The sequence below is a fragment of the Neptuniibacter sp. QD57_21 genome, from assembly GCF_047778075.1.
In the GTDB taxonomy this organism is placed as follows: Bacteria; Pseudomonadota; Gammaproteobacteria; order Pseudomonadales; family Balneatricaceae; genus Neptuniibacter.
Window position 1 is genome coordinate 1,584,885 of sequence record NZ_CP180549.1, and the last position, 22,367, is coordinate 1,607,251.

The 22,367-nt window shown below is 45.6% G+C and carries 21 protein-coding genes; 14 read left to right on the plus strand and 7 right to left on the minus strand.

The features are described from left to right. The first annotated feature begins 2 nt into the window (after positions 1-2). The 14 genes from ACMXYS_RS07035 (at position 3) to ACMXYS_RS07100 (ending at position 12,001) form a co-directional block, all read left to right on the plus strand. Positions 3-728, plus strand: coding sequence for a response regulator transcription factor (locus ACMXYS_RS07035; RefSeq protein WP_415898051.1), 726 nt, complete (start codon positions 3-5; stop codon positions 726-728). Continuing rightward, positions 725-2,065 carry an ATP-binding protein gene (locus ACMXYS_RS07040; RefSeq protein WP_415898052.1) on the plus strand — a complete coding sequence of 447 codons (1,341 nt, stop codon included), beginning with the start codon at positions 725-727 and terminating at the stop codon, positions 2,063-2,065. Before ACMXYS_RS07035 ends, ACMXYS_RS07040 begins: the two co-directional genes overlap by 4 nt. Positions 2,066-2,180: 115 nt before the next feature. Beyond that, complete coding sequence (locus ACMXYS_RS07045; RefSeq protein ID WP_415898053.1) at positions 2,181-4,127, plus strand: TonB-dependent receptor domain-containing protein; 1,947 nt, start codon at positions 2,181-2,183, stop codon at positions 4,125-4,127. Between the two features lie 172 nt (positions 4,128-4,299). Then, complete coding sequence (locus ACMXYS_RS07050; protein WP_415898054.1) at positions 4,300-4,935, plus strand: PepSY-associated TM helix domain-containing protein; 636 nt, start codon at positions 4,300-4,302, stop codon at positions 4,933-4,935. 9 nt (positions 4,936-4,944) lie between these two features. Further along, positions 4,945-5,448, plus strand: a complete 504-nt coding sequence (locus ACMXYS_RS07055; RefSeq protein WP_415898055.1) for a DUF2271 domain-containing protein — start codon at positions 4,945-4,947, stop codon at positions 5,446-5,448. Next, positions 5,448-6,284: a DUF4198 domain-containing protein gene (locus tag ACMXYS_RS07060; RefSeq protein WP_415898056.1), complete on the plus strand. Its 837-nt coding sequence runs from the start codon at positions 5,448-5,450 to the stop codon at positions 6,282-6,284. The genes ACMXYS_RS07055 and ACMXYS_RS07060 overlap by 1 nt, the downstream gene beginning before the upstream one ends. Before the next feature lie 38 nt (positions 6,285-6,322). Continuing rightward, positions 6,323-6,592 (plus strand): hypothetical protein, encoded by a 270-nt coding sequence (locus ACMXYS_RS07065; protein ID WP_415884334.1) that lies wholly within the window; start codon positions 6,323-6,325, stop codon positions 6,590-6,592. After that, entirely contained in the window at positions 6,579-7,091 is a 513-nt protein-coding gene (locus ACMXYS_RS07070) for a DUF6162 family protein (RefSeq protein ID WP_415898057.1), read from the plus strand. Before ACMXYS_RS07065 ends, ACMXYS_RS07070 begins: the two co-directional genes overlap by 14 nt. Then, positions 7,084-7,992: a metal ABC transporter solute-binding protein, Zn/Mn family gene (locus tag ACMXYS_RS07075; RefSeq protein ID WP_415898058.1), complete on the plus strand. Its 909-nt coding sequence runs from the start codon at positions 7,084-7,086 to the stop codon at positions 7,990-7,992. The genes ACMXYS_RS07070 and ACMXYS_RS07075 overlap by 8 nt, the downstream gene beginning before the upstream one ends. After that, positions 7,992-8,711 carry a metal ABC transporter ATP-binding protein gene (locus ACMXYS_RS07080; protein WP_415884337.1) on the plus strand — a complete coding sequence of 240 codons (720 nt, stop codon included), beginning with the start codon at positions 7,992-7,994 and terminating at the stop codon, positions 8,709-8,711. Before ACMXYS_RS07075 ends, ACMXYS_RS07080 begins: the two co-directional genes overlap by 1 nt. Then, on the plus strand, positions 8,711-9,589 hold the full coding sequence (locus tag ACMXYS_RS07085) for a metal ABC transporter permease (protein WP_415898059.1): 879 nt from the start codon (positions 8,711-8,713) through the stop codon (positions 9,587-9,589). Before ACMXYS_RS07080 ends, ACMXYS_RS07085 begins: the two co-directional genes overlap by 1 nt. 10 nt (positions 9,590-9,599) lie before the next feature. Further along, positions 9,600-10,406: a hypothetical protein gene (locus tag ACMXYS_RS07090; RefSeq protein ID WP_415898060.1), complete on the plus strand. Its 807-nt coding sequence runs from the start codon at positions 9,600-9,602 to the stop codon at positions 10,404-10,406. A 115-nt stretch (positions 10,407-10,521) separates the two neighbouring features. Further along, the gene (locus tag ACMXYS_RS07095; protein ID WP_415884340.1) at positions 10,522-10,776 is read left to right on the plus strand and encodes a CDGSH iron-sulfur domain-containing protein; all 255 of its coding nucleotides are present in this window, start codon (positions 10,522-10,524) and stop codon (positions 10,774-10,776) included. A gap of 94 nt (positions 10,777-10,870) precedes the next feature. Further along, the gene (locus ACMXYS_RS07100) at positions 10,871-12,001 is read left to right on the plus strand and encodes an NAD(P)/FAD-dependent oxidoreductase (RefSeq protein WP_415884654.1); all 1,131 of its coding nucleotides are present in this window, start codon (positions 10,871-10,873) and stop codon (positions 11,999-12,001) included. 87 nt (positions 12,002-12,088) lie between these two features. On the opposite strand, the gene ACMXYS_RS07105 is transcribed toward ACMXYS_RS07100, so the two are convergent. The 7 genes from ACMXYS_RS07105 to ACMXYS_RS07135 all read right to left on the minus strand — a co-directional run bounded on the left by ACMXYS_RS07105 (position 12,089) and on the right by ACMXYS_RS07135 (position 22,080). After that, positions 12,089-14,953 (minus strand): AMP-binding protein, encoded by a 2,865-nt coding sequence (locus ACMXYS_RS07105; RefSeq protein ID WP_415898061.1) that lies wholly within the window; start codon positions 14,951-14,953, stop codon positions 12,089-12,091. 81 nt (positions 14,954-15,034) lie between these two features. Then, the gene (locus tag ACMXYS_RS07110) at positions 15,035-15,283 is read right to left on the minus strand and encodes an acyl carrier protein (protein ID WP_415884342.1); all 249 of its coding nucleotides are present in this window, start codon (positions 15,281-15,283) and stop codon (positions 15,035-15,037) included. Then, on the minus strand, positions 15,280-16,446 hold the full coding sequence (locus ACMXYS_RS07115; RefSeq protein WP_415898062.1) for a dihydrolipoamide acetyltransferase family protein: 1,167 nt from the start codon (positions 16,444-16,446) through the stop codon (positions 15,280-15,282). The genes ACMXYS_RS07110 and ACMXYS_RS07115 overlap by 4 nt, the downstream gene beginning before the upstream one ends. Beyond that, a complete protein-coding gene (locus ACMXYS_RS07120) occupies positions 16,443-17,435 on the minus strand; it encodes an alpha-ketoacid dehydrogenase subunit beta (RefSeq protein ID WP_415898063.1) in 993 nt (330 codons plus the stop codon). Before ACMXYS_RS07120 ends, ACMXYS_RS07115 begins: the two co-directional genes overlap by 4 nt. Beyond that, complete coding sequence (pdhA, locus tag ACMXYS_RS07125) at positions 17,428-18,423, minus strand: pyruvate dehydrogenase (acetyl-transferring) E1 component subunit alpha (RefSeq protein ID WP_415898064.1); 996 nt, start codon at positions 18,421-18,423, stop codon at positions 17,428-17,430. The genes ACMXYS_RS07120 and pdhA overlap by 8 nt, the downstream gene beginning before the upstream one ends. After that, complete coding sequence (gene acsA, locus ACMXYS_RS07130) at positions 18,420-20,168, minus strand: acetate--CoA ligase (RefSeq protein ID WP_415898065.1); 1,749 nt, start codon at positions 20,166-20,168, stop codon at positions 18,420-18,422. Before acsA ends, pdhA begins: the two co-directional genes overlap by 4 nt. Positions 20,169-20,475: 307 nt before the next feature. Next, on the minus strand, positions 20,476-22,080 hold the full coding sequence (locus ACMXYS_RS07135) for an ABC-F family ATPase (protein ID WP_415898066.1): 1,605 nt from the start codon (positions 22,078-22,080) through the stop codon (positions 20,476-20,478). Positions 22,081-22,367 lie beyond the last annotated feature (287 nt).

A 22,367-nucleotide genomic window follows, 5' to 3' on the forward strand; every position in this document is an offset into this window, starting at 1 on the left:
CTATGACATCAGCACCGGTTAAAGCCCTTGAAGGGATCAAGAATTTTAATCCTGCGCGTATTCTCTTGATCGAGGATGATCGTGAGGTAAGTAATTCTGTGTCTGAGCTTCTCAAAAAGCAAGGCTACCATACGGTTCAAAGCTTCACCGGAAGGGAGGGTTTGGTTACCGCTATAAATCAGAACTTTCATCTGATTCTGCTAGACAAAATGCTACCTGAGTTAGATGGTTTGGAAGTCTTGCAACGTCTTCGCAAGTATCGTGATACGCCGGTTGTTATGCTGTCAGCTTGCGGTGCTGAGCAAGATCGTATCCAAGGGTTTAAGGGCGGTGCGGATGATTATCTTCCCAAACCGTTCAATATGACTGAGCTCTTGCTTCGGGTTGAGGCGTTACTTCGACGAAGTAAACCTAACAAAATTGATAAATCCGATGGCGTTTTAGCAGACGGTGCTATTAAGCTAGACTCCAAGAAAAAATGTTTACAGTCAGATAACGGCGATATTGAACTGACACCGATCGAACATGATCTTTTAAAAACATTTATCACCCATAAAGATGAAATACTGACAAAGCCTTATCTTTATCAGTTAATTCTGAGTAAGCCTTTTAGTCGTTACGACCGAAGTTTAGATATGCATGTTAGTAATCTTCGCTCGAAGATGGCTGGACTTGTTGACGAACAGAAGATCAAAACGGTTCGTGGTCAAGGATACTGTTATCAATGAGCCGGAGATTATTCTGGCAGCTTAGCTTTAGCTTATTAGCTGTATCATTGATTATCTTTTCTAGTCTTCACCATCTCTCATATGAAGTGACTATTGGGATGACTGAAATATCTGAAGATAGTCAGGAGAGGTTAAAATCCTTAGCCAAGGAAGCTAGTGAGCGATTTGAAACTGAAGGCGCTAAATCTGTGCTCCAGCTCACAGAGCAAATCGAAAAGGATTTAAATACCTGGTCTGCATTAGTAACTGCAGATAACACCATTATCTCTAGTCAACCCATTCCTGAGGCTTTAAAAAGCAAAATAGGTTTTCAGCGTTATGTGTACTGGCCAGTCCATGAATTCATGGAAAATGTGCTCATTGGAATTCCTTTAGAACAGCAAACCGGCACCTTTGTAATTGAGCTGCCAAGAGGGATGTATCCAAAGGTAGATACTGATCTGGTACATAGCCTACTGACCATTGTAATTCCTTCTTTCATCATTCTGATTTTCTGCTGGATAGCCTATAGATACCTAATGCGCCCTTTAGAAGCTTTAAATCAGGGCACTTTAAAATTAGCTTCAGGCGACCTTTCTGCACGTGTGTTGCCAAATCTACCAGATAATCGTAAAGACGAATTAACCCAAGTCGCCGAATCTTTTGACAGTATGGCTGCAAGGGTAGAGCGTTTGGTTAATTCTCAGAGACAGCTTTTAGGTGATCTATCGCATGAGTTGAGAACTCCGCTGACGCGAATCGGACTAGCGATTGAGATATGCCGGGATGATCAAGAAAAATCTAAGGAGCTTTTACCTAGGCTTCAACGTGAAGTAGATCAAATGCATCAGTTGGTTGAAGATGCATTGACCCTAGCATGGCTAGATGGAGATCCAGAAGTGGAGCTAAGTGAAGCGTTTAATCTAGCTACCTTGCTGGATCTGATATGTGACGATGCACTTTTTGAATACTCTGGCCGAATACTAATCCGTAACTATGCTCAAACTCTGAACGTTTCAGAATCATCGCAACAAGCGCTATCTCAAGCATTGGAGAATGTGGTAAGAAATGCGATGAAATATAGTCCCGCTGATCAACCCGTTGAGCTGACTTGTTTTGAAAAGGGTAATGAGCTGAATATCTGTGTGTCTGATCGGGGGCCAGGCGTACCCGAAAATGATCTAGTTAAGATCTTCGATCCTTTCTTTCGTACTGATAAGGCCCGTAGCCGTGATGTTGGCGGGGCTGGATTAGGTTTAGCTTTATGCCAGCGGCAAATTCAAATGCTGGGTGGTTCTATCAAGGCGAGCCTGAACCCATACGGTGGGCTGGATATCAATATCAAGCTACCTCGTTAAATAAAACCCTCCAAATATTAGTGTTATTTTTGTAAGAAGTGTAAATCTTGTAACTGCTACTTTATATCTAATGAATAATGCACTCGATTCGCATTTAGATTAAGTGGTATGAATAATGAAAACGCATATTTGCGCTAAGAAATTGCCATTGGTTTTAGCCATTGGTATAGCAACTCAAACATGGGCAGATTCGTCAGCAGTTGAAGGTCAAAAAGTACAAGTTTGGGGTACTCAGATCAGTAATGCTTCGACGATGTTGAGTGATGATATCGAGATTAAACAAGTAGACCATCTGAGTGATCTGCTTCGAGATCAGGCTGGTGTAGATATTGGTGGTGCCCATTCCCTTAATCAGCGAATCAATATTCGTGGTATGGAAGACTATGATCTTGATATTACGATTGATGGAGCAAAGCAGAACAACAACGTTTACCACCATATGGGTAACTTGTTAATTAATGCGGATATTCTAAAAGCTGTTGATCTTCAGGTAGGTACTAACTCTGTTTTGACTGGTGGTCTTTCAGGTGGCGTCGCTTTTGAAACAAAAGATGCAAAAGATCTTTTGCGTGATGGTCAGCAAGTAGGCGCACGTATAAGTGCTGGCTATGCTAGCAATGATTACCATAATTATTCTGTTACTGCCTATGGCCAACTAAACGATCAGTTAGACGCCATTGTTTACTTCAATGACGTAAACCGTGACAACCCGGAAGATGGCGCAGGTGTTGAAAGCGTTGGTAATGATGGTGATATTAAGAATGGCCTAGTTAAGTTTGGCCTTGATATTAATGAGTCTAACCGAATCGAATTAAGTTATGACAAGTACACCGATGAAGGTGACTATGCGCCTCGTGCTGATATGGGCGCTGCGACTAATTCATCAATCACAGGTACGACTGTATACCCAACAGAATTTGAGCGTCAAACAATCACTCTAGGTTATGAACTCGATCTTGGTGACATGCTGAACCTACGTGCCACTGTCTACGAAAACGATATGAATTTATGGCGTGATGAGGACGATAACACTTTTGCAACCTATCGTTATCGTGAAGGTGAAGCGAATCATAGTGGTGTGAATGTTCTTGCTGAATCTATTATTTCAGGTGAAGAGACTACGCATAATGTCCGCTATGGTTTTGAGGTTTACCGTCAGAAAACCAAATTGCAAGATGATTCGGTAACTATAAACACTGAAAAAGCAAAGTCTTACGCAGCTTACATTGAAGATGAAATCGAATTTTCTAACGGTCTAGCGCTGACACCGGGTGTTCGTTATAACCGATATAAGCTAGATACCGCTGTATCTGATGAAACATTTACTGAAACAACATTTGGTTTGAATGGTGTTTATCCGCTAACTGACGCTTGGACTGTTCGAGCGAGTGCTACAGAGCTATTCCAAGGGCCTAACTTATCAGAAGTGTTCGTTCCTGCATCTACTGTAGAGAATAACGAATTGAAGCCTGAGACAGGTCTAAACTCAGAAATCGGTATTACCTTTGAAGATCGCCAACGTTTTGGTTTGGATAGATTGAATTTTGCTTTGACAGTCTTCCGTACAGATGTGGATGATTACATCGATGATGGTAGTAATGCTCTGCAAAACATTGGTGACTATCGTATCCAAGGTTTTGAAACTAGCTTAGGTCTGAGTAAAGGTAACTTCGATGCTCGCTTTACCTATGCTCACTCAGAATCAGCTAATGATGTCACGGACGAGCCATTAGGCCGTCAAGTGGGTGATAGCATCTCTTTGGGACTTGATTACCACATGCCAGCACAAGATCTAGCGGTTAACTGGACCTCGCTTGTAACGATCAAAGAAGAGCACTTTGATAAGCCATCTTACGATGTTCATAACATCTCTGCTCGATGGACACCCAAGCAGGTTGATGGTCTTAACGTGACCTTCGGTGTGGAAAATATCTTTGATGAATACTATACATCTCACGCTTCACGTATTGGAGATGCAAATCATCCAGTGTTTGGTGCACTTCATTTAAATGACTATGAGCCTGGCCGTAACTTTAAGTTAACTGCGGCTTATACGTTCTAATCTATCCCTTCCCCTTCAGGGATTTAAGGTGGCAGCGCTCTACGAAGTAGGGCGCTGCTTTTCTGTAAAGATTGTAACGATATTAAAGCCTTATAAAGAGAATCGTTTATCGTAATGGTTTTGATTCTCTTTTATCTTTCCAATGAACCAGATCCTTACACAACAGCCAAACGTGAAGACTCAGCTCAAGTCTAAATCTCAGCCTAAAGGAAAATCTAATCGGTTAGTCCGTTGGCTTCATAGTTATACCTCTATGTTCATGCTCGTGATCATGCTGTTCTTCACTGTCACAGGCATTACGTTAAACCACCGAGATTGGTTTGAAAGTGCTGATGCTCCGAAACAGTTAATGGTAGATATGCCAGATTCTCTTTTAGTCGAGAGGATATGGGATACAGAACCACTTGATCAGGCTAATCAGCTACGTAAATGGCTTAGTGCTGAGCATGGCATCTATGGCAACAAGGTAAGTTACGAATGGGAAGCTGAAGAGCGCTTTCTTGTTATCGATATTAAACGCCCAGGTGGTTACAGCATCGTCGAAGCCGATGTAGAGGCAGGCGAGGTGCTAGTAGAACAACAAAATTACGGTGTTGTTGCGACGTTAAATGATCTTCATATGGGGCGTTACAGCGGTGAGCTTTGGCGCGGATTTATCGACATTTCAGCATTGCTCATGCTGATTTTTACCCTAACAGGCTTTTGGTTAGTCATCCCGCAAAAGAAAAAGCGTAACAAGCTATTTGCAATGAGCCTAATCGGTACCGGTTCAATGGCGCTTGCTTATATTTGGCTTTTGATGGCTTAAGGAAATTTAATGAAAAAACTAATTCACGCTGCATGTCTCAGTCTAGGGCTGGTAAGTGGTTCTGCTATCTCAGCAGATATACATCAAATTGAGTTAACCATCCCGCAAATTTCGACTTCTAAATATCAGCGTCCATTTGTTGCTGTATGGGTAGAACAAAAAGGTGAACGCAAAGCGGTAAGCACTATCAGTGTTTGGTTTGACGATAAAAAATGGCTTAAGGATATCCGTCGCTGGTGGCGTAAAGCGGGTCGCTATGGCCAAGCGGTGGATGGTGTGACCGGAGCTACCCGTGCTCCTGGTGGCTACACATTGAAATGGGATGGAACCGATAACCAAGGTAAAGCGCTTCCAGCAGGCGAATACACTCTGTATCTAGAAGCGGTTCGCGAGCATGGTGATCGTACGCTGTTGAAACAGAAGGTGTCTTTAGGTAAGGGACAACAGGTTTATAAACTGGATGCCGGTGCAGAGCTAGGGCCAGTTAGTATCAGTATTGGAGAGAGTAAATAATGATGATTAAACAACTAGGCCGCACAATTAAAGGATGCCTTTTAGCGAGCGCTTTAGGCGTGTCAGCAGTAGCTCAAGCACATCCATTATGGATATTGCCAAGTGAATTTACTGTATCAACTGAAGAAGGTCAGGGTGAATGGATCACTGCTGATGTCAGTGCGTCTCACACTGTTTTCGGATTCGATAAGGGTGTGCCGCTAGATCACTTCCTCGTTTTTTCTCCTGATGGCGATAGCAACGCGCTGGGCAGTTATTTTAAAGGCCATCGTCGTAGTGTATTTGATCTGTATATCGATCAGCCTGGTACTTACAAAATCGAAGGTAAGCGCCAACCTTACTATTTCACTAGCTATAAATCAGGTAAGCGTGACACCCCTAAGCGCATGATGGCGGATAAGATCGAAGCGAAAGAGCGTCTACCTAAAAACGCTCGTGATGTTTCTACCTTATTGATCGATATGGTAACTGCAACGTACATCACTAATAACGCGCCTACAGACCTTGTGACTGAGGTCAAAGGCAAGGGATTAGAGATGAAGTTAGATACACATCCAAACGATATTGTTGTGGGTGAAGAAGTTGAATTCACCATGCTATTGGATGGTAAGCCAGTGGCGGGTGTTGATGTTGAAGTCACGCCAGCAGGTACTAAATACCGCAGCGAACGTGGTGCTATTCCAGTTACTACGGCTAAAGATGGCAAAATCATCTTCACGCCAGAGCAAGCAGGCCCATGGTTAGTTGGTGCTGATCTAAAAAGCCCAATCAAGAGTGATCTGGCTGACTACCAATATGCGATCCGTTTCGTAAGTTTTGAGGTTTTACCTGAGTAATGCTTAAAGCAACAAAATACGGATTAATAGGGATATTAATGAGCGCAAGTGCATCTGCACTTGCGCATTACCCGGTTATGACTTGCGAGCAAGAATCGGCTGAAATTCTATGTCATGTCGGTTTTAGTGATGGCACTAAAGCGGTGGGTAAACCGGTTAAGCTCTATGACTACGATGAGACCTTACTGGTGTCTAAAAAAGCCGATAAGTTCTCTCAAGTTCGCTTCAAACAACCTGAAGGTGAGTTCTATATTCAGTTCGATTCAGGGCATGAGTTTCCGGTAGAGGTTGATTATGGCGAGCTTTAAAACCTCAGCACTGGAAGAAGACGGAACGGTTGAGGTTGTCAGGCCCGATAACGGCCGTGTTGAGAGTTACTGGCTTATCGGCAGTATCGTGATCATTCTTTCTATCGCAAGCTACGTTTTGCAGAATAATCAGGCTCCGAGTTTAGCGCCGCAAAAACATCTTGAACTTGATGTTGAAGGCAAGGCGGTTTTGACAGCTTTAAGAAATGCTGCCGATGAGATTATGTTTCTATCCGATGATGGCAGTCTTCCTGCGGTTTCAGAACTGATCGAACAAGAACTACCGCCGTTTGCTGACAGTAACGGTACTTTCGCTGCCTACTCGTGGAACCTTCTCGATTCTGTTTGCTATTTCGGTCGCTCCTCCAAAGAAGGCTCCCGCGAGTTTGTCTTGAAAATACACAATGATCATTCCGAGATCTATTGGCGACAAACCGCTGTAAATACTCCAAATTGCGATCAGTTAACAAACTGGGAAACGGCTTCCACTCATGATTAAGCATTTAATTACATTTTCTTTATTTTTGTTTTCCAGCGCGTTGATGGCAGAGCCATTGAAGGTTGGTATCACGCTACATCCATACTACGCCTACGTTGCTAATATCGTTAAGGATAGAGCGGAGATTGTTCCTTTGGTTGATGCCGGTTTTAACCCTCATAGTTATGAGCTTCAACCAGCCGATCTCAAACGTTTAATGACCATGGATGCCTTGGTGGTGAATGGCATCGGGCATGATGAATTTGCGTTTAGAGCACTTGAAGCGTTGGAAGCTCAAAACGGTAAGCAGCGTAAAAAGATTAAGGTGATTCTGGCTAATCAGGATGTACCTCTATTAGCTGCCAAAAATACCGTTGGCGCCTGGAACCCTCACACTTTTGTGTCGATCAGTGCGGCTATCCGTCAGGTCTATACCATTGCTAAAAACCTTGGTGAATTAGACCCAGATAATGCCAAGTTCTATAAGAAAAATGCGGTGCAATACGCGCGCAAGCTTAGAACGCTGAAGAACCAATATACCCAAGCGCTGAACGGCTTAGATTTGAGTGGTATTCGCATTGCGAGTACCCATAACGCTTACGGTTATTTTTTGCAGGAATTTGGAATCGGCATCGACACAGTGATCGAGCCTGCCCATGGGGTAGAGCCAAGTGCGAGTCAGCTTCAAGGAACGATCGACCGTATTCGTGATGCCCAAGTACAAGTGCTCTTTACCGAGCTAAACATGGATTATCGCTATGTGGAGACGGTAGAAAAAGCAACGGGGATAGGGCTGTACCATTTTTCACATCTGACATTCGGCGAGTACGACGCTGAACTTGTTTATCGTGAGATGGAGCACAACTTAAAAACTTTAGTTAAGGCGCTTAAAAGTGCATTGGCCGATGAAGGAGCCGCATAATGGGGCCTTCAATTAAGTTGGATAAAGTAAGCCTGAGCATTGCAGGCAGTCAGATCTTATCGCCACTGTCGGCTGAATTAAGTGCTGGAAAAATGCATCTGCTGGTTGGCCCTAACGGTGCAGGTAAAACCTCGTTGCTAAAATCCATGTTAGGTTTAACTCCCCATCAGGGTGAAATAAAACGCGCTTGGATGAATAAAGCGCAAAAGCCTGCCTATATCCCGCAACAGCCGCGATTTGACCAAGTTTTACCTGTGACAATTTCAGACTTCCTCAGTGCTGGTTTAAGTCGGAAGCCGGTGTTCTTTCGTCGCCGTAAAGAGACTCAAGATACTGTTTTGGAATTATTAGAAACTGTTGGCCTTCAAGGAAAAGCTGAACTGCAGCTTGGACAGTTATCCGGTGGTGAAAGACAGCGTTTAATGTTTGCTCAAGCACTAATCCGATCGTCAGATCTTTGGTTCCTAGATGAGCCTATGACAGGTTTAGATGCAGAAGGCCAAGCACTGATTACCGACTTGATGCTCAATCTTCGAGAGCAAGGTAAAACCTTGGTGGTTGTCCATCATGATATGGGATTTGTCAGAGAACATGCCGATAACGTGTTGCTTATTAACGGCGGTTTAGTTGATATGGGGCTTCCAAGTGAAGTCGATCTTGGCATTGTTGGGGCTTCACTTGATTCATCCTCAAAAAGAGAGATGGAGGCGGTAGCCTGATGGAAGCACTACGAAATTGGGCCTTTGAAATGCAGGCTCAAGGCACGTTGCCAAGCATTTTTGAATATGGCTTTTTGATCAATGCCTTAGTCGCTGCGCTCATTATTGGTCCTCTTCTCGGGGGTATGGGCAGCTTGGTAGTGATCAAACGCTTGGCTTTCTTCTCTGAGGCAGTAGGGCACGCGGCATTAACCGGTATTGCTATTGGTATCTTGTTAGGTGAACCTGCTGCGCATCCTTATGCGTCGCTGTTTAGCTTCTGTCTGATCTTTGCCTTGTTGCTGCACTGGATAAAAAGCCGTACGCAAGTGCCTTATGATGCGCTTGTTGGGGTGTTCCTAGCAGTGGCTATCGCAATGGGTGCTGCCTTGCTGCTTTATGTGGCGCGTAAGGTGAATATTCATATTCTTGAGAACGTGTTGTTCGGCTCGATACTGACCGTACAGGATCAGGACTTATTCATTCTCGCGGTGATTGGTGCAATCTGCCTATTGTTAACAGTCTGTTTCGGTAATCAGGCTTTGCTTGCTTCGTTGAACCCAGAGTTGGCGCAAGTGAATGGTATTAACACGCGTTTGTTCGATTATGCATTTGTTGTACTAATTGCTCTAATTACCGTTGCGGCTGTCAAAATTGCCGGAGCTATTCTTGTAGGGGCGATGTTGTTAATCCCAGCGACAACCGCTCGTTTAATTACCCGAAATATCAGACAGTTCTTCTGGACCAATATCTTGCTTTCAACCATCTGTTGTTTGGCCGGAATCATCTTACCGATGGCCTTAGAGCTACCCGTACCATCCGGGGCAGCCATTGTGTTATTGGCTAGTTTGGGATTTGTGTTGGCTGTTATTACTAATCGTATTCGTAGTTTTGCTTAGAGTTCCTGTTATGAAAATTAAGCTGATTTTGACTGCTTTAATGCTGACGTTGTCGGGCTATTCTGTCGCTGCAAATGAAGTAGGGCCCCAACGTGTAGTGTCAGCTATGCCTATTATCCATGCCATTAACCAAGCCCTGCTTGAGGGCACGGATATCCAGGCGCTATATCTGCCACCAAAACGTTTACCAGTGTCCCGAATTAACAACTGGCTAAAACATAAAAGTGGCGCGGCTATCTCAAAACAAGGCCCTGTTACTGCTGTAGTATCGATTGAGTCGATCTGGCCGGAATACGCTTTGTTTAAGCATCTAAGATCAACAAATGTTCGGGTGATTAATGTAGACGCTGCACAAGAAATTCTACCGGGCGGCGCGCAAGTAAGTTTAAGTACTCAAGATCTCGAGCAGAGCACGTACTTCTGGTTAGCGCCAGATAATCTTCGCGTAATGAGTCAGATCGTTTCCCGTGAATTTCAGCGGATCTGGCCGGAGCATGCACCGACTATCCGTTCAAACCAAATGGCGCTGCAAAAACAGATCAGTGATTATGCTCTTAAGTTAGATGAGACATTGCTGGAGCATGATGTTGTCGCTGTTTGCCTCGATAACCCTAAGCTTCAACCGCTAGCGCAAGCCACTTACTTGCCAGTGGAAGAGCAATGTGGCGAGGCATTACAGATCAAACCTAAGAGCAAAAAGCTCAAGCCGCAATCGGGTTTATGGCTGGTGGATACAGCGACCAAACCACTGAAAACTGATCTTGCACAGTGGCTATCAAATAATCTTAATCAGCTTGATCAAGCGCTTCAGCATTAATAATTGTATTGTTCTAAATTTGATCATTTGAAATTGCTCTTCTACGTTTACTGAATATAGCGATAGCCCTAAATGCTGCTAAGGACGGCGGAATATTCAGTAGAGGAGCATAACGATGTCTCATTCACCCGTTCATAGGGCAGCTGATGCCCCAGTCAAAATTCACCTAGAAGCGGGGCAGACTTATGCGTGGTGTGCTTGTGGTCGCTCGGGAGATCAACCGTTTTGTGATGGCTCACATCAAGGCACAGGGATAGATCCCGTTGTCTTTGAAGCCGAAGAGGATGGTGAGGTTTGGCTTTGTATGTGCAAGCAAACAAAAACACAACCACTCTGCGACGGTAGCCATAAAAACAAACCTGAAAAATAATAGCTTGTGGTAAGATAGCGCGCTTTCAAACCAGTGGAGAAAGCGTGTGACACAGTACGATGTAGTAATTATCGGAGCCGGAGCTTCAGGCCTGATGTGTGCCGCTACTGCTGGTTATCGAGGACGTTCTGTTCTTGTTATCGAACACACTAAAAAAGTTGGCCGAAAAATCCTAATGTCCGGCGGTGGACGTTGTAACTTCACCAATATTCATAACGGTCCCGCTAACTTCCTTTCGCAGAATCCTCATTTTTGTAAATCTGCTCTCAGTCGTTATAAAGCGCAGGACTTTATCGATCTGGTTGATCGTCATGGTGTGGAATATCACGAAAAAACACTCGGCCAATTGTTCTGTAATGAATCCAGTAAAGAGATTCTTCGGGTTTTAATGACCGAATCAGAATGGGCGGGTAATGAGATCCGTACCGAGCTGAGCGTCAATGGTATCGAGCCGCAGGAAGAGGGTTACTTACTGCAAACATCATCTGGTCCGATCAAAGCTGAATCTGTCGTTATTGCGACTGGAGGTTTATCGATTCCCAATGGCGGAGCTACCAGCTTTGCTTACGATATCGCTGAGCAGTACGATCTAAAAGTACTACCTAAAACAGCAGCGTTAGTGCCTTTTACCCTACAGCCAAAAGAGAAAGAGGTACTTAAAGAACTCTCGGGTGTATCTCACAAGGTAAAAGCGACTATCGGTAAAACCAGCTTTATCGAAAGTATGCTCTTTACCCACCGTGGCTTAAGTGGTCCTGCTATTTTGCAGATCTCCTCCTACTGGCAACCGGGCGGCGAAGTTGAGATAGACCTGTTCCCAGAGTTTGATCTGCTTACATGGTTAAAAGAGCAACGCGAAGCGCGTCCAAAAGCGGAAATCACCACCATCATGGCGCAGCAGATGAGTAAGCGTATGGCACAGATTCTCTGCCAGCTATTCGGCTTTAGCGGCATTATGGGTAACCAATCCAATAAAGATCTGGATGCGATCAACAGCGCTTTCCGTGAGTGGAAGATCAAACCTTCAGGTACTGAAGGTTATCGTACAGCGGAAGTGACACTAGGTGGTATCGATACCAATGAAATTAACCAGAAAACCATGGAAGCTAAAAAAGCACCGGGCCTATTCTTTATTGGTGAGTGTCTCGATGTAACCGGTCATCTGGGCGGTCATAACTTCCAGTGGGCGTGGGCATCTGGATTTGCAGCAGGGCAGGTTGTTTAAATCTATCTGAGATATGCAAGCGATTATAATGTCGGAAGCTGGTGTCATATACCAGCTTTAGTCATTGATCCTTGTCCCTATTAAACTTTATTCAATTTCCGCAACGTTGTTCATAGGCTCTTCGGATTTCAAATCAATCTCGCCAGTTAATTTTAAAATCTCTACACGGGTTAAATCCCGCATCTTGATGGCGCTTTGCCATGGAGAGACCCCTTCTTCTGGTGGTTCATAGATCGGCTTACCAATGGAGATAATGATATGCCCCCGTCTTGGGAACCAACTATCTGCGCGGAGTATATTTCGGCTTCCCCTTATTCCTATGGGTATAACGGGAAGCTTCTTCTGGCACGCAGTAATAAATGCTCCTAGGTGGAAGGAGCGCAGACCGGGAACACGGGAAAATGTACCCTCAGGGAAAAAGAACAAAGAGCGTTTTTCTATTGTGTCTTCCGAAAGCCTCGTGATATCCGCATATCCCTGTTCGGCGTTAAAGCGTTCTACAAACTCTACTCCGATCTTGTTAAGCAAAAAGGCCACCAGCTTATTGCTTTTTAATTCTGCTTTAGCCACAAAACGGACAGCTCTGGGCAGAAAACCAAGTATGAGATAGCCATCTAGATAACTGGCATGATTTGCTACAAAGACAGAAGGCTGCCCTTTAGCCGGTAGATTCTCCAGACCTTCTACCTTAACTTTGATTGTTGTCAGCATGCACATAAGTCGTATACAAAGGCTGAGTGCGTCCCAGCGAAGGTCCAGTTTTGAAAACAAAAGGGCGATGGGAGTGAACACTAATGCCAATGTAGTGAACACCAGCCAGCAGTAGCCAGCAAATGCATAATCCAGAACGTCTAAAAAGAAGCGTGTTAACTTACCGCGGATGGATGCCAGTCCGATCTTCAGCCATTGCAGCCGGATATTGCCAGTTCTTTTGCCTAACTGGTTTGATTCATATAGTGCTTTGCATGCTGCACGGCGTACCTTGCCGCTGGATGTTTTTAATATTTGATTTGGGGCGACTAAGCAGATTTCATCTGCAGGCAAACCTAACAGATCTAAAGAGGCTTGATTGATTTTTGATCGGATGGCATTTAATGCGTCTGCATCTTTTAAGCGTGTTTCAGCAACGATAATCAATCGCTCAGTACCAAATTCTTCGCTCTGACTACCAAATGCGACCACCCCACCTTTTCGCACGCCTTCTAGTTCTGAAACCACGTTCTCTAATTCCGATGGGTGGATGTTTCGGCCGGCCAGAATTATTAGATCTTTTTGCCTACCGGTAATGTAGAGCTCTCCGTCAACGATATATCCAAGATCTCCGGTTTCCAGCCAGTCTCCTTTAAATAAACCGGCTGTTTTTTTGGGGTTTCGATAATATCCAGAAGTTGCTGATGGACCTTTAAATTGTACATGTCCCTCCTGTCGATCAGGTAATTCCCGATTGCGACTATCTGCAACCCTAAGTTGGTGGCCAGGGATAACTTGGCCGCAGTTAACTATGGATATTGCTGATGGATCTGCTGAAGAAAAGGAGTCTGCGTACCCTGTTAAGCTAAAGCGATCACGATTGATGCAGTCGAGTTTTGCCCCGCGTGCCAGTGGCGGAAAAGCCAGTCCAACACTGTTTTCAGCTAATCCATAGACAGGCATCATCGAACGGGCGGAAAAACCAAGGCAGGAAAAACGGTGACAAAATGTCTCAAGCGTCTGAGGGCTCACGGCTTCTGCGCCATTAAACGCGCAACGCCAACTGGATAGATCCAGATGTTGGTAGTCCTTGGGGTCAACGAGTCTACTGCAGTGCTCATAACCAAAATTTGGTGAGGCTGACAGAGTGCCGTGATAACGGTGAATCGCCTCCAACCAGCGTTGTGGACGGGCAATAAAACTCAATGGTGACATTATTACTAGGTGGGCGGAATGGTAGAGGCTGGCAAACCAAGCTCCTATCAGGCCCATATCATGGTAAAGGGGGAGCCAGCTGACAAATACATCATTGGCATCAGCCTGTACCGCTTCGCCCATTGCTCGGACATTCGCGAGAAGGTTGGCGTGGGTCAGGATTACGCCTTTCGGGGTGCCGGTGCTGCCGGAAGTGTACTGTAAGAAAGCAATATCCCGTGGGTGTATTTTGGGTAAGGTAAGTTCTCCTACATGCTGCTGCATATTTTCAGGAGTGACCAAATGGTTTAGACACGTTACCTGATTGCGTAAAAGACCTGCAAAAGGGAGCGCATCTTCAGGTGTAATCATTATTTCTGCACCACTGTTCCGAACAATACTGGCATGTCGGTTAAGGTGCTCTTCAATCTGACTTTTACGCCCCGGTGGGTAAATAGGGCAGGGAATTCCCGCCGCATAGAGAATGCCAAAGAAGCAGTAGAAGTACTCGGCGCCGGTTGGCAACATTAATACAACGGGTGCCTGTGGTTGAAGTCCAAGTACTTGCAAGCCTGCTGCAACTTTCAACGCTTCTGTTTTTAATTGTTTGTAGCTAATTGTCTGCCCTTCACCTTCCGGATCGTACAAGGTTATATGAACTTGGTCAGGATGATGCTGATTTTGCCACTCCAACACATCTAGCAGGGTTTCTGCCAGCTCTGGGGCTATGCTGGTATCCTTCAGCTCTAGTTGTACTTGCTCTAGTTCGGGTAGAGCGCAATTCTTAGTTCGAGCCTGAGAGTTTAAAATAGCGTTAAACAGATCTCGTGGAGTATCCGCTCTATTAAGAAGGGATTCGGGTAGAGCAACCCTAAATTCTTGTTCCAGTCGCAGTAAAAGCTCTACCTTTCCAAGACTATCGAAAGAGAAATCTTGATCTAGAGAACTATCCAAATTTAATGTATTGGAAAAATGCTGATTTGGATGTAATTCAGCCGCAACCTGTTTCACTATATGCAAAACATGGAGTGCACTTTCCTGAGAGGTAGGCATTGGGTCAGTGGACAAAACGTTTGCCTGCAGTCAGGGGCCTGTAATTTATCGAGGCTAATTTTGGACAAGAAAAAGGGCAAATAAACGGGGACAGGTTCACGGTCCGCTCCGTTCATACAGATAAGTAAGCATGGATTCAAAGGTTAATATTTTGGTCAAGTCGGAGTCAGGAATCTGAAAACCTAACTTGTTACCCAGTGCTACGCATAAGCGCATGAAATCCATTGAATCCAGATCCAGTTCTTCGCGCATATCTTCTTGCTGATCCAGTAGATCTAGATCTGCTTCTGGCGCAAGTTCAAGAATCTCTTCCTGCAGAATTGTTTTTATCTGTTCTGTATTCATAGGTTCTCCGGTTTTTGTAATAGCTTGCCCAGTTGGTTGAGAAAACGAGCTCCTTGCCTGCCATCAGTGGCTCTATGGTCAGCAGCAAGCGAGGCGGTTACCAAAAGGCGAGGTTTGACCTCAGAGCCCACAACCCAAGGGCGAACAGTTGGCTTACCTATACCAATCAATGCGACTTGTGGTGGGTAGATGATGCCAAACAGCTTTTCTACACCGCGGTCACCCATGCTACTTAAGGTCGCAGTGGCTAAGGTCATCTCAGTTGAACGCAGGCCGCCATTTCGTACCCGGTCACTCAGATCTTTCAGCTGAGACATCATCTCAGCAAGTGCGAGCTGATCCGCGTTGAGGATCGCAGGTGATATAAGCCCGCCACTTCGGATAGAGATTCCTGTCGCTAAGTGAACTTCAGATGATTCTGAAAAATGACCATCTAAATAAAAACCATTAAATTCAGGCACTTTACGCAGCGCTTTGGCTACAGCACAATGAAATAAAGCATTGAGTAGGATCTGCTGGTCTGGCGGTAGATCACGGTTAAATTCATGCACCCAGTCATCTGCCCGTTGCACATCAATTGTGGTTTCCAGATAGTAATGAGGGATCTCACGTTTGGATCGACTTAGTGCAGCAGCGATAGCCTCGCGCATTGAATCTTTGCTAGGTGAATGTGGTGTGTGATGAGCCTTTTTAATATCCCTAGACAGAATAGCGCCGGCTGGGCCACTACCTGTAACTTCGGTCAGGCTTATCCCTGCATGTTTAGCCAGATGTCGAGCATAGGGTGTTGCTGAATGTCTACTGAGGTTAGCGTAACTAGTGGATGGTTGATGGCTACTAGTCTGTGGAACAGGTTGTGAGGGTTTTCGTTCAGTTTCAGTGGGTATGACAGGATCAGTTACTGCGTTAACGTCTATTTTCCCCGTTAGTCGTGCAATCGGAGTCCCTACTTGTACCGTTTGGTCTTCTGAAACTAGTAATTCCTCAACCTGACCATCGGTATAAGCTTCAAAGTCGATAGCACCTTTTTGAGTTTCAATAACGGCGATAACCTGACCCTTATTGATCTTATCTCCTGATTTAACTCGCCACTCCAAGATCAGGCCTTGATCCATATCAGCGCCAAATGAAGGCATAGTCAGCTCATAAACCGAATTACTCATACTATCCCCGGTAGCTGTCTGACAGCTTCAAGAATATCCTCTACCTGGGGTAGTGCTGCTTGCTCAAGATGTTCCGGGTAGGGGATAGGAACCTCCTGACTGCATACTCGGGTGACTGGAGCATCCAGCTGCCAGAATCCCTCCTCCATCAGCAGGGCGCTGATCTCTGCCGCCATCCCGCCAGTTTTCCAGCTTTCATCGATAATAACGGCTCTATGGGTTCGACTCAGACTTTCTAGCAACGTTTTTTTATCCAGCGGACGTAGACATCGAAGGTCGATAACCTCAGCATCAATGCCCTCTTTGAGTAGTGTCTCAGCAGCTTGCTGAGCTTTTGCCAGAGTACCGCCATAGGCAATTAAGCTCAGATCTTTTCCGGTTTTTCTGATAACTGCTTGCTCCATTGGAGGAGTCTTCTCGCGAGGCACAAGTTGATCTTCAATGTTGTATAACATCACGTGCTCAAAGATGATGACGGGGTCAGGATCATTTAGTGCCATCTGCAGCATATAGCGGGCATCGCTGACTGTAGCGGGGGTCAGCACTTTTAGTCCGGGTACATGTGCATACCAACATTCCAAACTATGGGAGTGCTGAGCTGCCAGTTGGCGTCCAGCACCGCTGGCCATGCGGATCACCAATGGAACACTGAACTGCCCACCGGACATGTGCCGGATAGTAGCGGCGTTGTTAACGATCTGATCGAGCGCCAACAGACTGAAATTGACCGTCATCACCTCGATGATAGGGCGCATACCTCCCAGTGCTGCGCCAATACCCGCACCGACAAATCCAGATTCGCACAGAGGCGTATCAATTACTCGGTCTTCACCAAATTGATCTATGAGTCCTTTAGAAACTGCGTAACAACCACCGTAGCGACCAACATCTTCGCCCATTAGGAATACGGTAGGATCTTGTTCCATCGCTTCTCGTAATGCCTCTCGTACCGCCTCTCGATAACTCAGGGTCTGAGCAGGTTTAGTCATGATCAACCTCCGTATAAACACCTTGCAGCAGATCTGTGACAGGTTCCCATTCACCCTGATCCGCTTCGCTTACGGCTTGGTCGATTTCTAGGTTTATCTTGTTTTTCAATACATCGATGTCTTGCTTAGACAAATGATAGTTTTTTTCCATCCAGTCGCTGAGCTGTACCACCGGACCTTTACTTAGCCATTGATCAACCTCTTCTTTGCGACGGTATAGCTGAGTATCGAACATGGAGTGGCCTTTAAACCGATAGCAACAGCACTCTAAAAACTGTGGTCCCTGGCCCTGACGGATAGCCTCCAACGCTTGCTTTGCAGCAACTTCTACATCCACCACACTCATACCATCAACGCTCTGGGCGGGCATGCCGTAGCTGGCAGCCTTACGATAAAGCTCTGTTTCAGATTCGGAACGTTCGAGCGCTGTTCCCATGGCATATAAATTGTTTTCGCAAATAAACAGTACTGGCAATTGCCATAGGCACGCTAAATTCAGGCTTTCATGGAACTCACCTTCGGCAACAGCTCCCTCACCAAAAAAGCAGCAGGTAACACTGTCGTGTTGTAGTTTCTTGTCTGCCAGAGCTAATCCCACCGCTAAAGGGAGCCCACCTGCAACGATGGCGTTGCCGCCATAAAAATTCAGCTCATCAGAGAACAGATGCATAGACCCGCCACGGCCGCGGCTGCAACCATTGGTCTTGCCGAACATCTCAGCCATCACTGCTGTCATCGACATACCTCGTGCGAGAGCATGCCCATGTTCACGATAGGTACATACCATCCTGTCAGCGTTTTGTAGTGACTGACACACGCCAACGGCTATCGCTTCCTCGCCTATATAGAGATGGAGGAAACCGCGGATTTTCTCTTGGGTATAGAGTTCAGCGCAGCGCTCTTCAAACAGCCTGATACGCAACATCTGGTACAGCAGCTGCGAGAGATGCTCTTTACCAAGATGGATTTTTTTGTCTGGGGAAGTCATTTCTCATCGCTCTCAAGTGTGGATAGGTCGCCTTCCGGCAGCCCTAACTCTCTAGCTTTTAGCAGACGTCGCATGATCTTACCGCTACGTGTTTTTGGTAAATTCTCTCGAAAGGAAATCTCTTTTGGTGCGACTGCTGCCCCAAGATATTTGCGAGCATGCCCCAACAGCGTTTTCCTCAGAGTTTCATCTGGGAGGTAGCCTGAATTGAGTGCCACGTAGGCTTTTATTATTTCGCCAACAATAGGATCAGGGATACCAATCACTGCAGCTTCAGCGACCGCTGGATGTTCAATCAGTACACTTTCCACTTCGAAGGGGCCAATCAGATGTCCCGCGGTTTTAATCACATCATCACTGCGCCCGACGAACCAGTAATAGCCATCGCTATCCCGTCGAGCCAAATCACCAGAGAGATACCACCCCTCTGAAAAACAGCTTTGGTAGCGATCTGGTTGATTTAGGTAAGCGCGAAACATTGAGGCCCAGCCTGCCTTTATTGCTAGCTCGCCGGTGGCTTCCTGATCATTCAATAGCTGGATGCTGTTGTTAGCAGTCCGCTTTATCAGTGCGACTTCAAGTCCGGGGATTGGACGTCCCATCGATCCTGGTTTGATCGGCATAGCTGCATAATTGGAGATGACGATTCCACCTGTTTCGCTCTGCCACCAATTATCATGAAAGGGGATACCGAAAACCTTATTCCCCCAAATGACAGCCTCGGGGTTGAGGGGTTCTCCAACGCTGGCCATAAAGCGCAGTTGGCTGAGATCATATTTGAGCGGTAGCTGATCTCCGGCCTTCATTAGCATGCGTACCGCTGTAGGTGCGGTATACCAAACGCTGACACGCTCTTGCTCTAACAGCTGGTACCAGCGGGCAGGGTCAAATTCTGCTTCGTCAATTACCAGTGTTACGCCATGGCAAAGTGGAGCAATAATGCCATAGGAAATACCCGTTACCCAGCCGGGATCCGCAGTACACCAATAAATATCTTCAGGGTGCAGATCAAGCGCATAGTAGGCAGAAATAATGTGGTGCCGTACGGCGTTATGAACATGTACGGCTCCCTTTGGTTTACCAGTAGTGCCGCTGGTGAAGTGCAGTAGGGCCATATCATCTGGCGAGCTTGAGTAAACCGGAAAGTCTGGGTCAGCCTCGGCTAGCAATTTGCTTAGATCATGACAGCCTTCAGGGGGCTCTCCTTTTACATCCAGTAAGAGTACTTGAGGAGAAGGGGTTAATTCATTGATCCAGTGTTGAACCTTTTTCCGATACAGTCGCTCTGTTGTCACTAATACTGCTGCATCGCCAATCTCCATGCGTGAACGGATAGGTTCAGGTCCAAACGCGGAGAACAGTGGCGCAAAAACAGCACCAAACTTCAAACTGCCCAGTAATGAGATATAAATCTCAGGTGTTCTGCCAGCTAAGCCGAATACCCTGGCTCCCGGTTGAAGCTCAAGTCGCTGAAGTACACAAGCAAAGCGGCTTGTCGCTGCTGCCAGTTCGGCGTAGGTAAAGGTCCTCAGTTGGTTTGTTTTGCTATGCCATCTGAGAGCTATTTTATCGGCAAGGCCTTTATCTAGATGTCGATCCACCGCTTCGTAACAGATGTTAACCGCATTACCTGGTAGACCATCAATTTGGCAATTGGGTGAATCTGTTAGCTCTGTTGAGTATTCCCGCATATTAGGGGAGGGCACAACATTATCAGTATCCTTATCTATTACTAAACAAGCCATCCTTAACTCCTCGGCAAAAGCGGCTAGTTCATTGCAGTTTTAAGGTCACTTTTAGGATAGTTGATATCCGCCTGGAAATGATGTTTTGTGCTCGAATGTTGAGACGAGTCAATAAATAGGCTTGGTTATTTGAAGAGGGCATCCATTAACTGTTTCCGGTTAACAGGGTGGTCGTGATAGTTAGTGGGCGTAAACAACGGGGGGGTGTGGGACAGATGGGATAGCCGAAGTTGGCAGAATAATGCTTAATACAAAAAAGGGCCTGATTTAATCAGGCCCTTTTTTTTAATGGTATCTATTACTGTTTTTAAGCAACTTCAGCAGCCATCTTTTGGCTATCCATGTACTCATCGAAAGTGCCGTGGAAGTTAATCATTTGCTGATCTTTAATTTCGATAATATGCGTTGCTAATGAAGATACAAATGCACGGTCATGGCTGACAAAGATCAAAGTACCGTCAAAGCCTAGCAAAGCATTGTTTAACGCTTCGATCGCTTCCATATCCATGTGGTTGGTTGGCTCATCCATGATTAGGACGTTTAAATCCATCATCATCATTTTGCCGAACAGCAAGCGGTTTTTTTCACCACCGGAACAGACTTTAGCTTTCTTGTTAAAGTCGTCAGCCGTAAAGAGTAGGCGGCCCAGCATAGCACGGACTTTAAGGTCGTCATGCTTAGGTGTGCGCCACTGGGACATCCACTCAAATAGAGTTAGATCAGAATCAAAATCAGCGCTGCTATCTTGTGGGCAATAACCAATGACCGCATTCTCAGACCATTTGATCGTACCTTCGTTCGCTTGTAATTCGTCCACTAAGCAGCGCAAGAAAGTAGTTTTACCGGCACCGTTCTCGCCGATAACAGCAAGCTTAGCGCCGGCTTCTAAGATCAAATTACCGTTTTCGAAGAGTTTGTTGTTTTCAAAACCGTGGCCGACATCTTCCAGAATCAGCGCCTGACGGTGTAGTTTCTTATCTTGTTTCAATGTAATCGATGGAATCTGGCGGCTGGAAGTTTTAACTTCATCTAGCTCGATCTTCTCCATCTTCTTAGCACGGGAACTTGCTTGTTTCGCTTTAGAGGCGTTGGCAGAAAAACGATTTACAAACGCTTGTAGTTCATCCAGCTCAGCACTCTTTTTCGCATTTTCAGTTAACAGCTGCTCACGGATCAAAGAGGATGCTTCGAGGAAGTAATCATAGTTACCCGGATAGATTCTTAGCTCACCGTAATCGATATCCGCCATATGGGTACAAACAGCATTAAGGAAGTGGCGGTCGTGGGAGATAATGATCATGGTGCACTTACGCTGGTTCAATACCGACTCAAGCCAGCTAATCGTATGGATATCCAAGTTGTTGGTCGGTTCGTCCAACAGCAGAATATCTGGGTTAGCAAACAATGCTTGTGCTAATAACACGCGCAGTTTCCAACCCGGTGCAACCTGACTCATCAAGCCAAAATGATATTCCTCAGCAATACCGGCTTCCAATAGGATGTCACCAGCACGACTTTCTGCGGTGTAACCATCCATCTCAGCAAATTCGCTTTCCAGATGGCCAACCTTCATGCCATCTTCTTCGGACATCTCTGGCAGTGCGTAGATACGATCACGCTCCTGTTTGACCTTCCAAAGCTCAGTATCACCCATGATCACCGCATCGATAACCGTGTATTCCTCAAAGGCAAATTGATCCTGACTAAGCACACCCATCTTTTCACCCGGCGTGATAGACACGTTGCCTGATGTCGGCACAAGATCACCGCTAAGAATCTTCATAAAGGTCGATTTGCCGCAGCCGTTCGCGCCAATCAAACCATAACGATTACCGTTACCGAATTTAGCCGAAATATTTTCAAACAAAGGCTCAGCGCCAAACTGCATTGTAATGTTCGCAGAGGATATCAAGGGAGTGTCCTGAGGATAAAAATTAGAAGAGTTACAGCGGTCTTAAATGGGCTGTGACAGAGGTGCGCACTTTACCAGAAAAGAGGAAGGAATAGGGGGATTTATTTGAGATCATTTCGGAGTGATTGGACAACTTAACGGGTAAACCTTCGAATAAAATTGACTGATTTTTATATGAGTTTATAGTTAAAATTAACACGGCCTCCACCTCTTGGCTCATATATGTGAGCTTACGCGGAGGTTTTTTTATTTGGTGGTCTTTAAAAACGGACAATTTTGGAGCAAAG

Bases quoted from the DNA above. Each gene is read 5' to 3' on its own strand.
- ACMXYS_RS07055 (WP_415898055.1), top strand. From the start codon at position 4,945: ATGAAAAAACTAATTCACGCTGCATGTCTCAGTCTAGGGCTGGTAAGT.
- acsA (WP_415898065.1), bottom strand. From the start codon at position 20,168: ATGGCTTGTTTAGTAATAGATAAGGATACTGATAATGTTGTGCCCTCC.
- ACMXYS_RS07060 (WP_415898056.1), top strand. From the start codon at position 5,448: ATGATGATTAAACAACTAGGCCGCACAATTAAAGGATGCCTTTTAGCG.
- ACMXYS_RS07065 (WP_415884334.1), top strand. From the start codon at position 6,323: ATGAGCGCAAGTGCATCTGCACTTGCGCATTACCCGGTTATGACTTGC.
- ACMXYS_RS07090 (WP_415898060.1), top strand. From the start codon at position 9,600: ATGAAAATTAAGCTGATTTTGACTGCTTTAATGCTGACGTTGTCGGGC.
- ACMXYS_RS07070 (WP_415898057.1), top strand. From the start codon at position 6,579: ATGGCGAGCTTTAAAACCTCAGCACTGGAAGAAGACGGAACGGTTGAG.
- ACMXYS_RS07115 (WP_415898062.1), bottom strand. From the start codon at position 16,446: ATGAGTAATTCGGTTTATGAGCTGACTATGCCTTCATTTGGCGCTGAT.
- ACMXYS_RS07110 (WP_415884342.1), bottom strand. From the start codon at position 15,283: ATGAATACAGAACAGATAAAAACAATTCTGCAGGAAGAGATTCTTGAA.
- ACMXYS_RS07095 (WP_415884340.1), top strand. From the start codon at position 10,522: ATGTCTCATTCACCCGTTCATAGGGCAGCTGATGCCCCAGTCAAAATT.
- ACMXYS_RS07085 (WP_415898059.1), top strand. From the start codon at position 8,711: ATGGAAGCACTACGAAATTGGGCCTTTGAAATGCAGGCTCAAGGCACG.
- ACMXYS_RS07080 (WP_415884337.1), top strand. From the start codon at position 7,992: ATGGGGCCTTCAATTAAGTTGGATAAAGTAAGCCTGAGCATTGCAGGC.
- ACMXYS_RS07075 (WP_415898058.1), top strand. From the start codon at position 7,084: ATGATTAAGCATTTAATTACATTTTCTTTATTTTTGTTTTCCAGCGCG.
- ACMXYS_RS07100 (WP_415884654.1), top strand. From the start codon at position 10,871: ATGTGTGCCGCTACTGCTGGTTATCGAGGACGTTCTGTTCTTGTTATC.
- ACMXYS_RS07045 (WP_415898053.1), top strand. From the start codon at position 2,181: ATGAAAACGCATATTTGCGCTAAGAAATTGCCATTGGTTTTAGCCATT.
- ACMXYS_RS07035 (WP_415898051.1), top strand. From the start codon at position 3: ATGACATCAGCACCGGTTAAAGCCCTTGAAGGGATCAAGAATTTTAAT.
- pdhA (WP_415898064.1), bottom strand. From the start codon at position 18,423: ATGACTTCCCCAGACAAAAAAATCCATCTTGGTAAAGAGCATCTCTCG.
- ACMXYS_RS07040 (WP_415898052.1), top strand. From the start codon at position 725: ATGAGCCGGAGATTATTCTGGCAGCTTAGCTTTAGCTTATTAGCTGTA.
- ACMXYS_RS07120 (WP_415898063.1), bottom strand. From the start codon at position 17,435: ATGACTAAACCTGCTCAGACCCTGAGTTATCGAGAGGCGGTACGAGAG.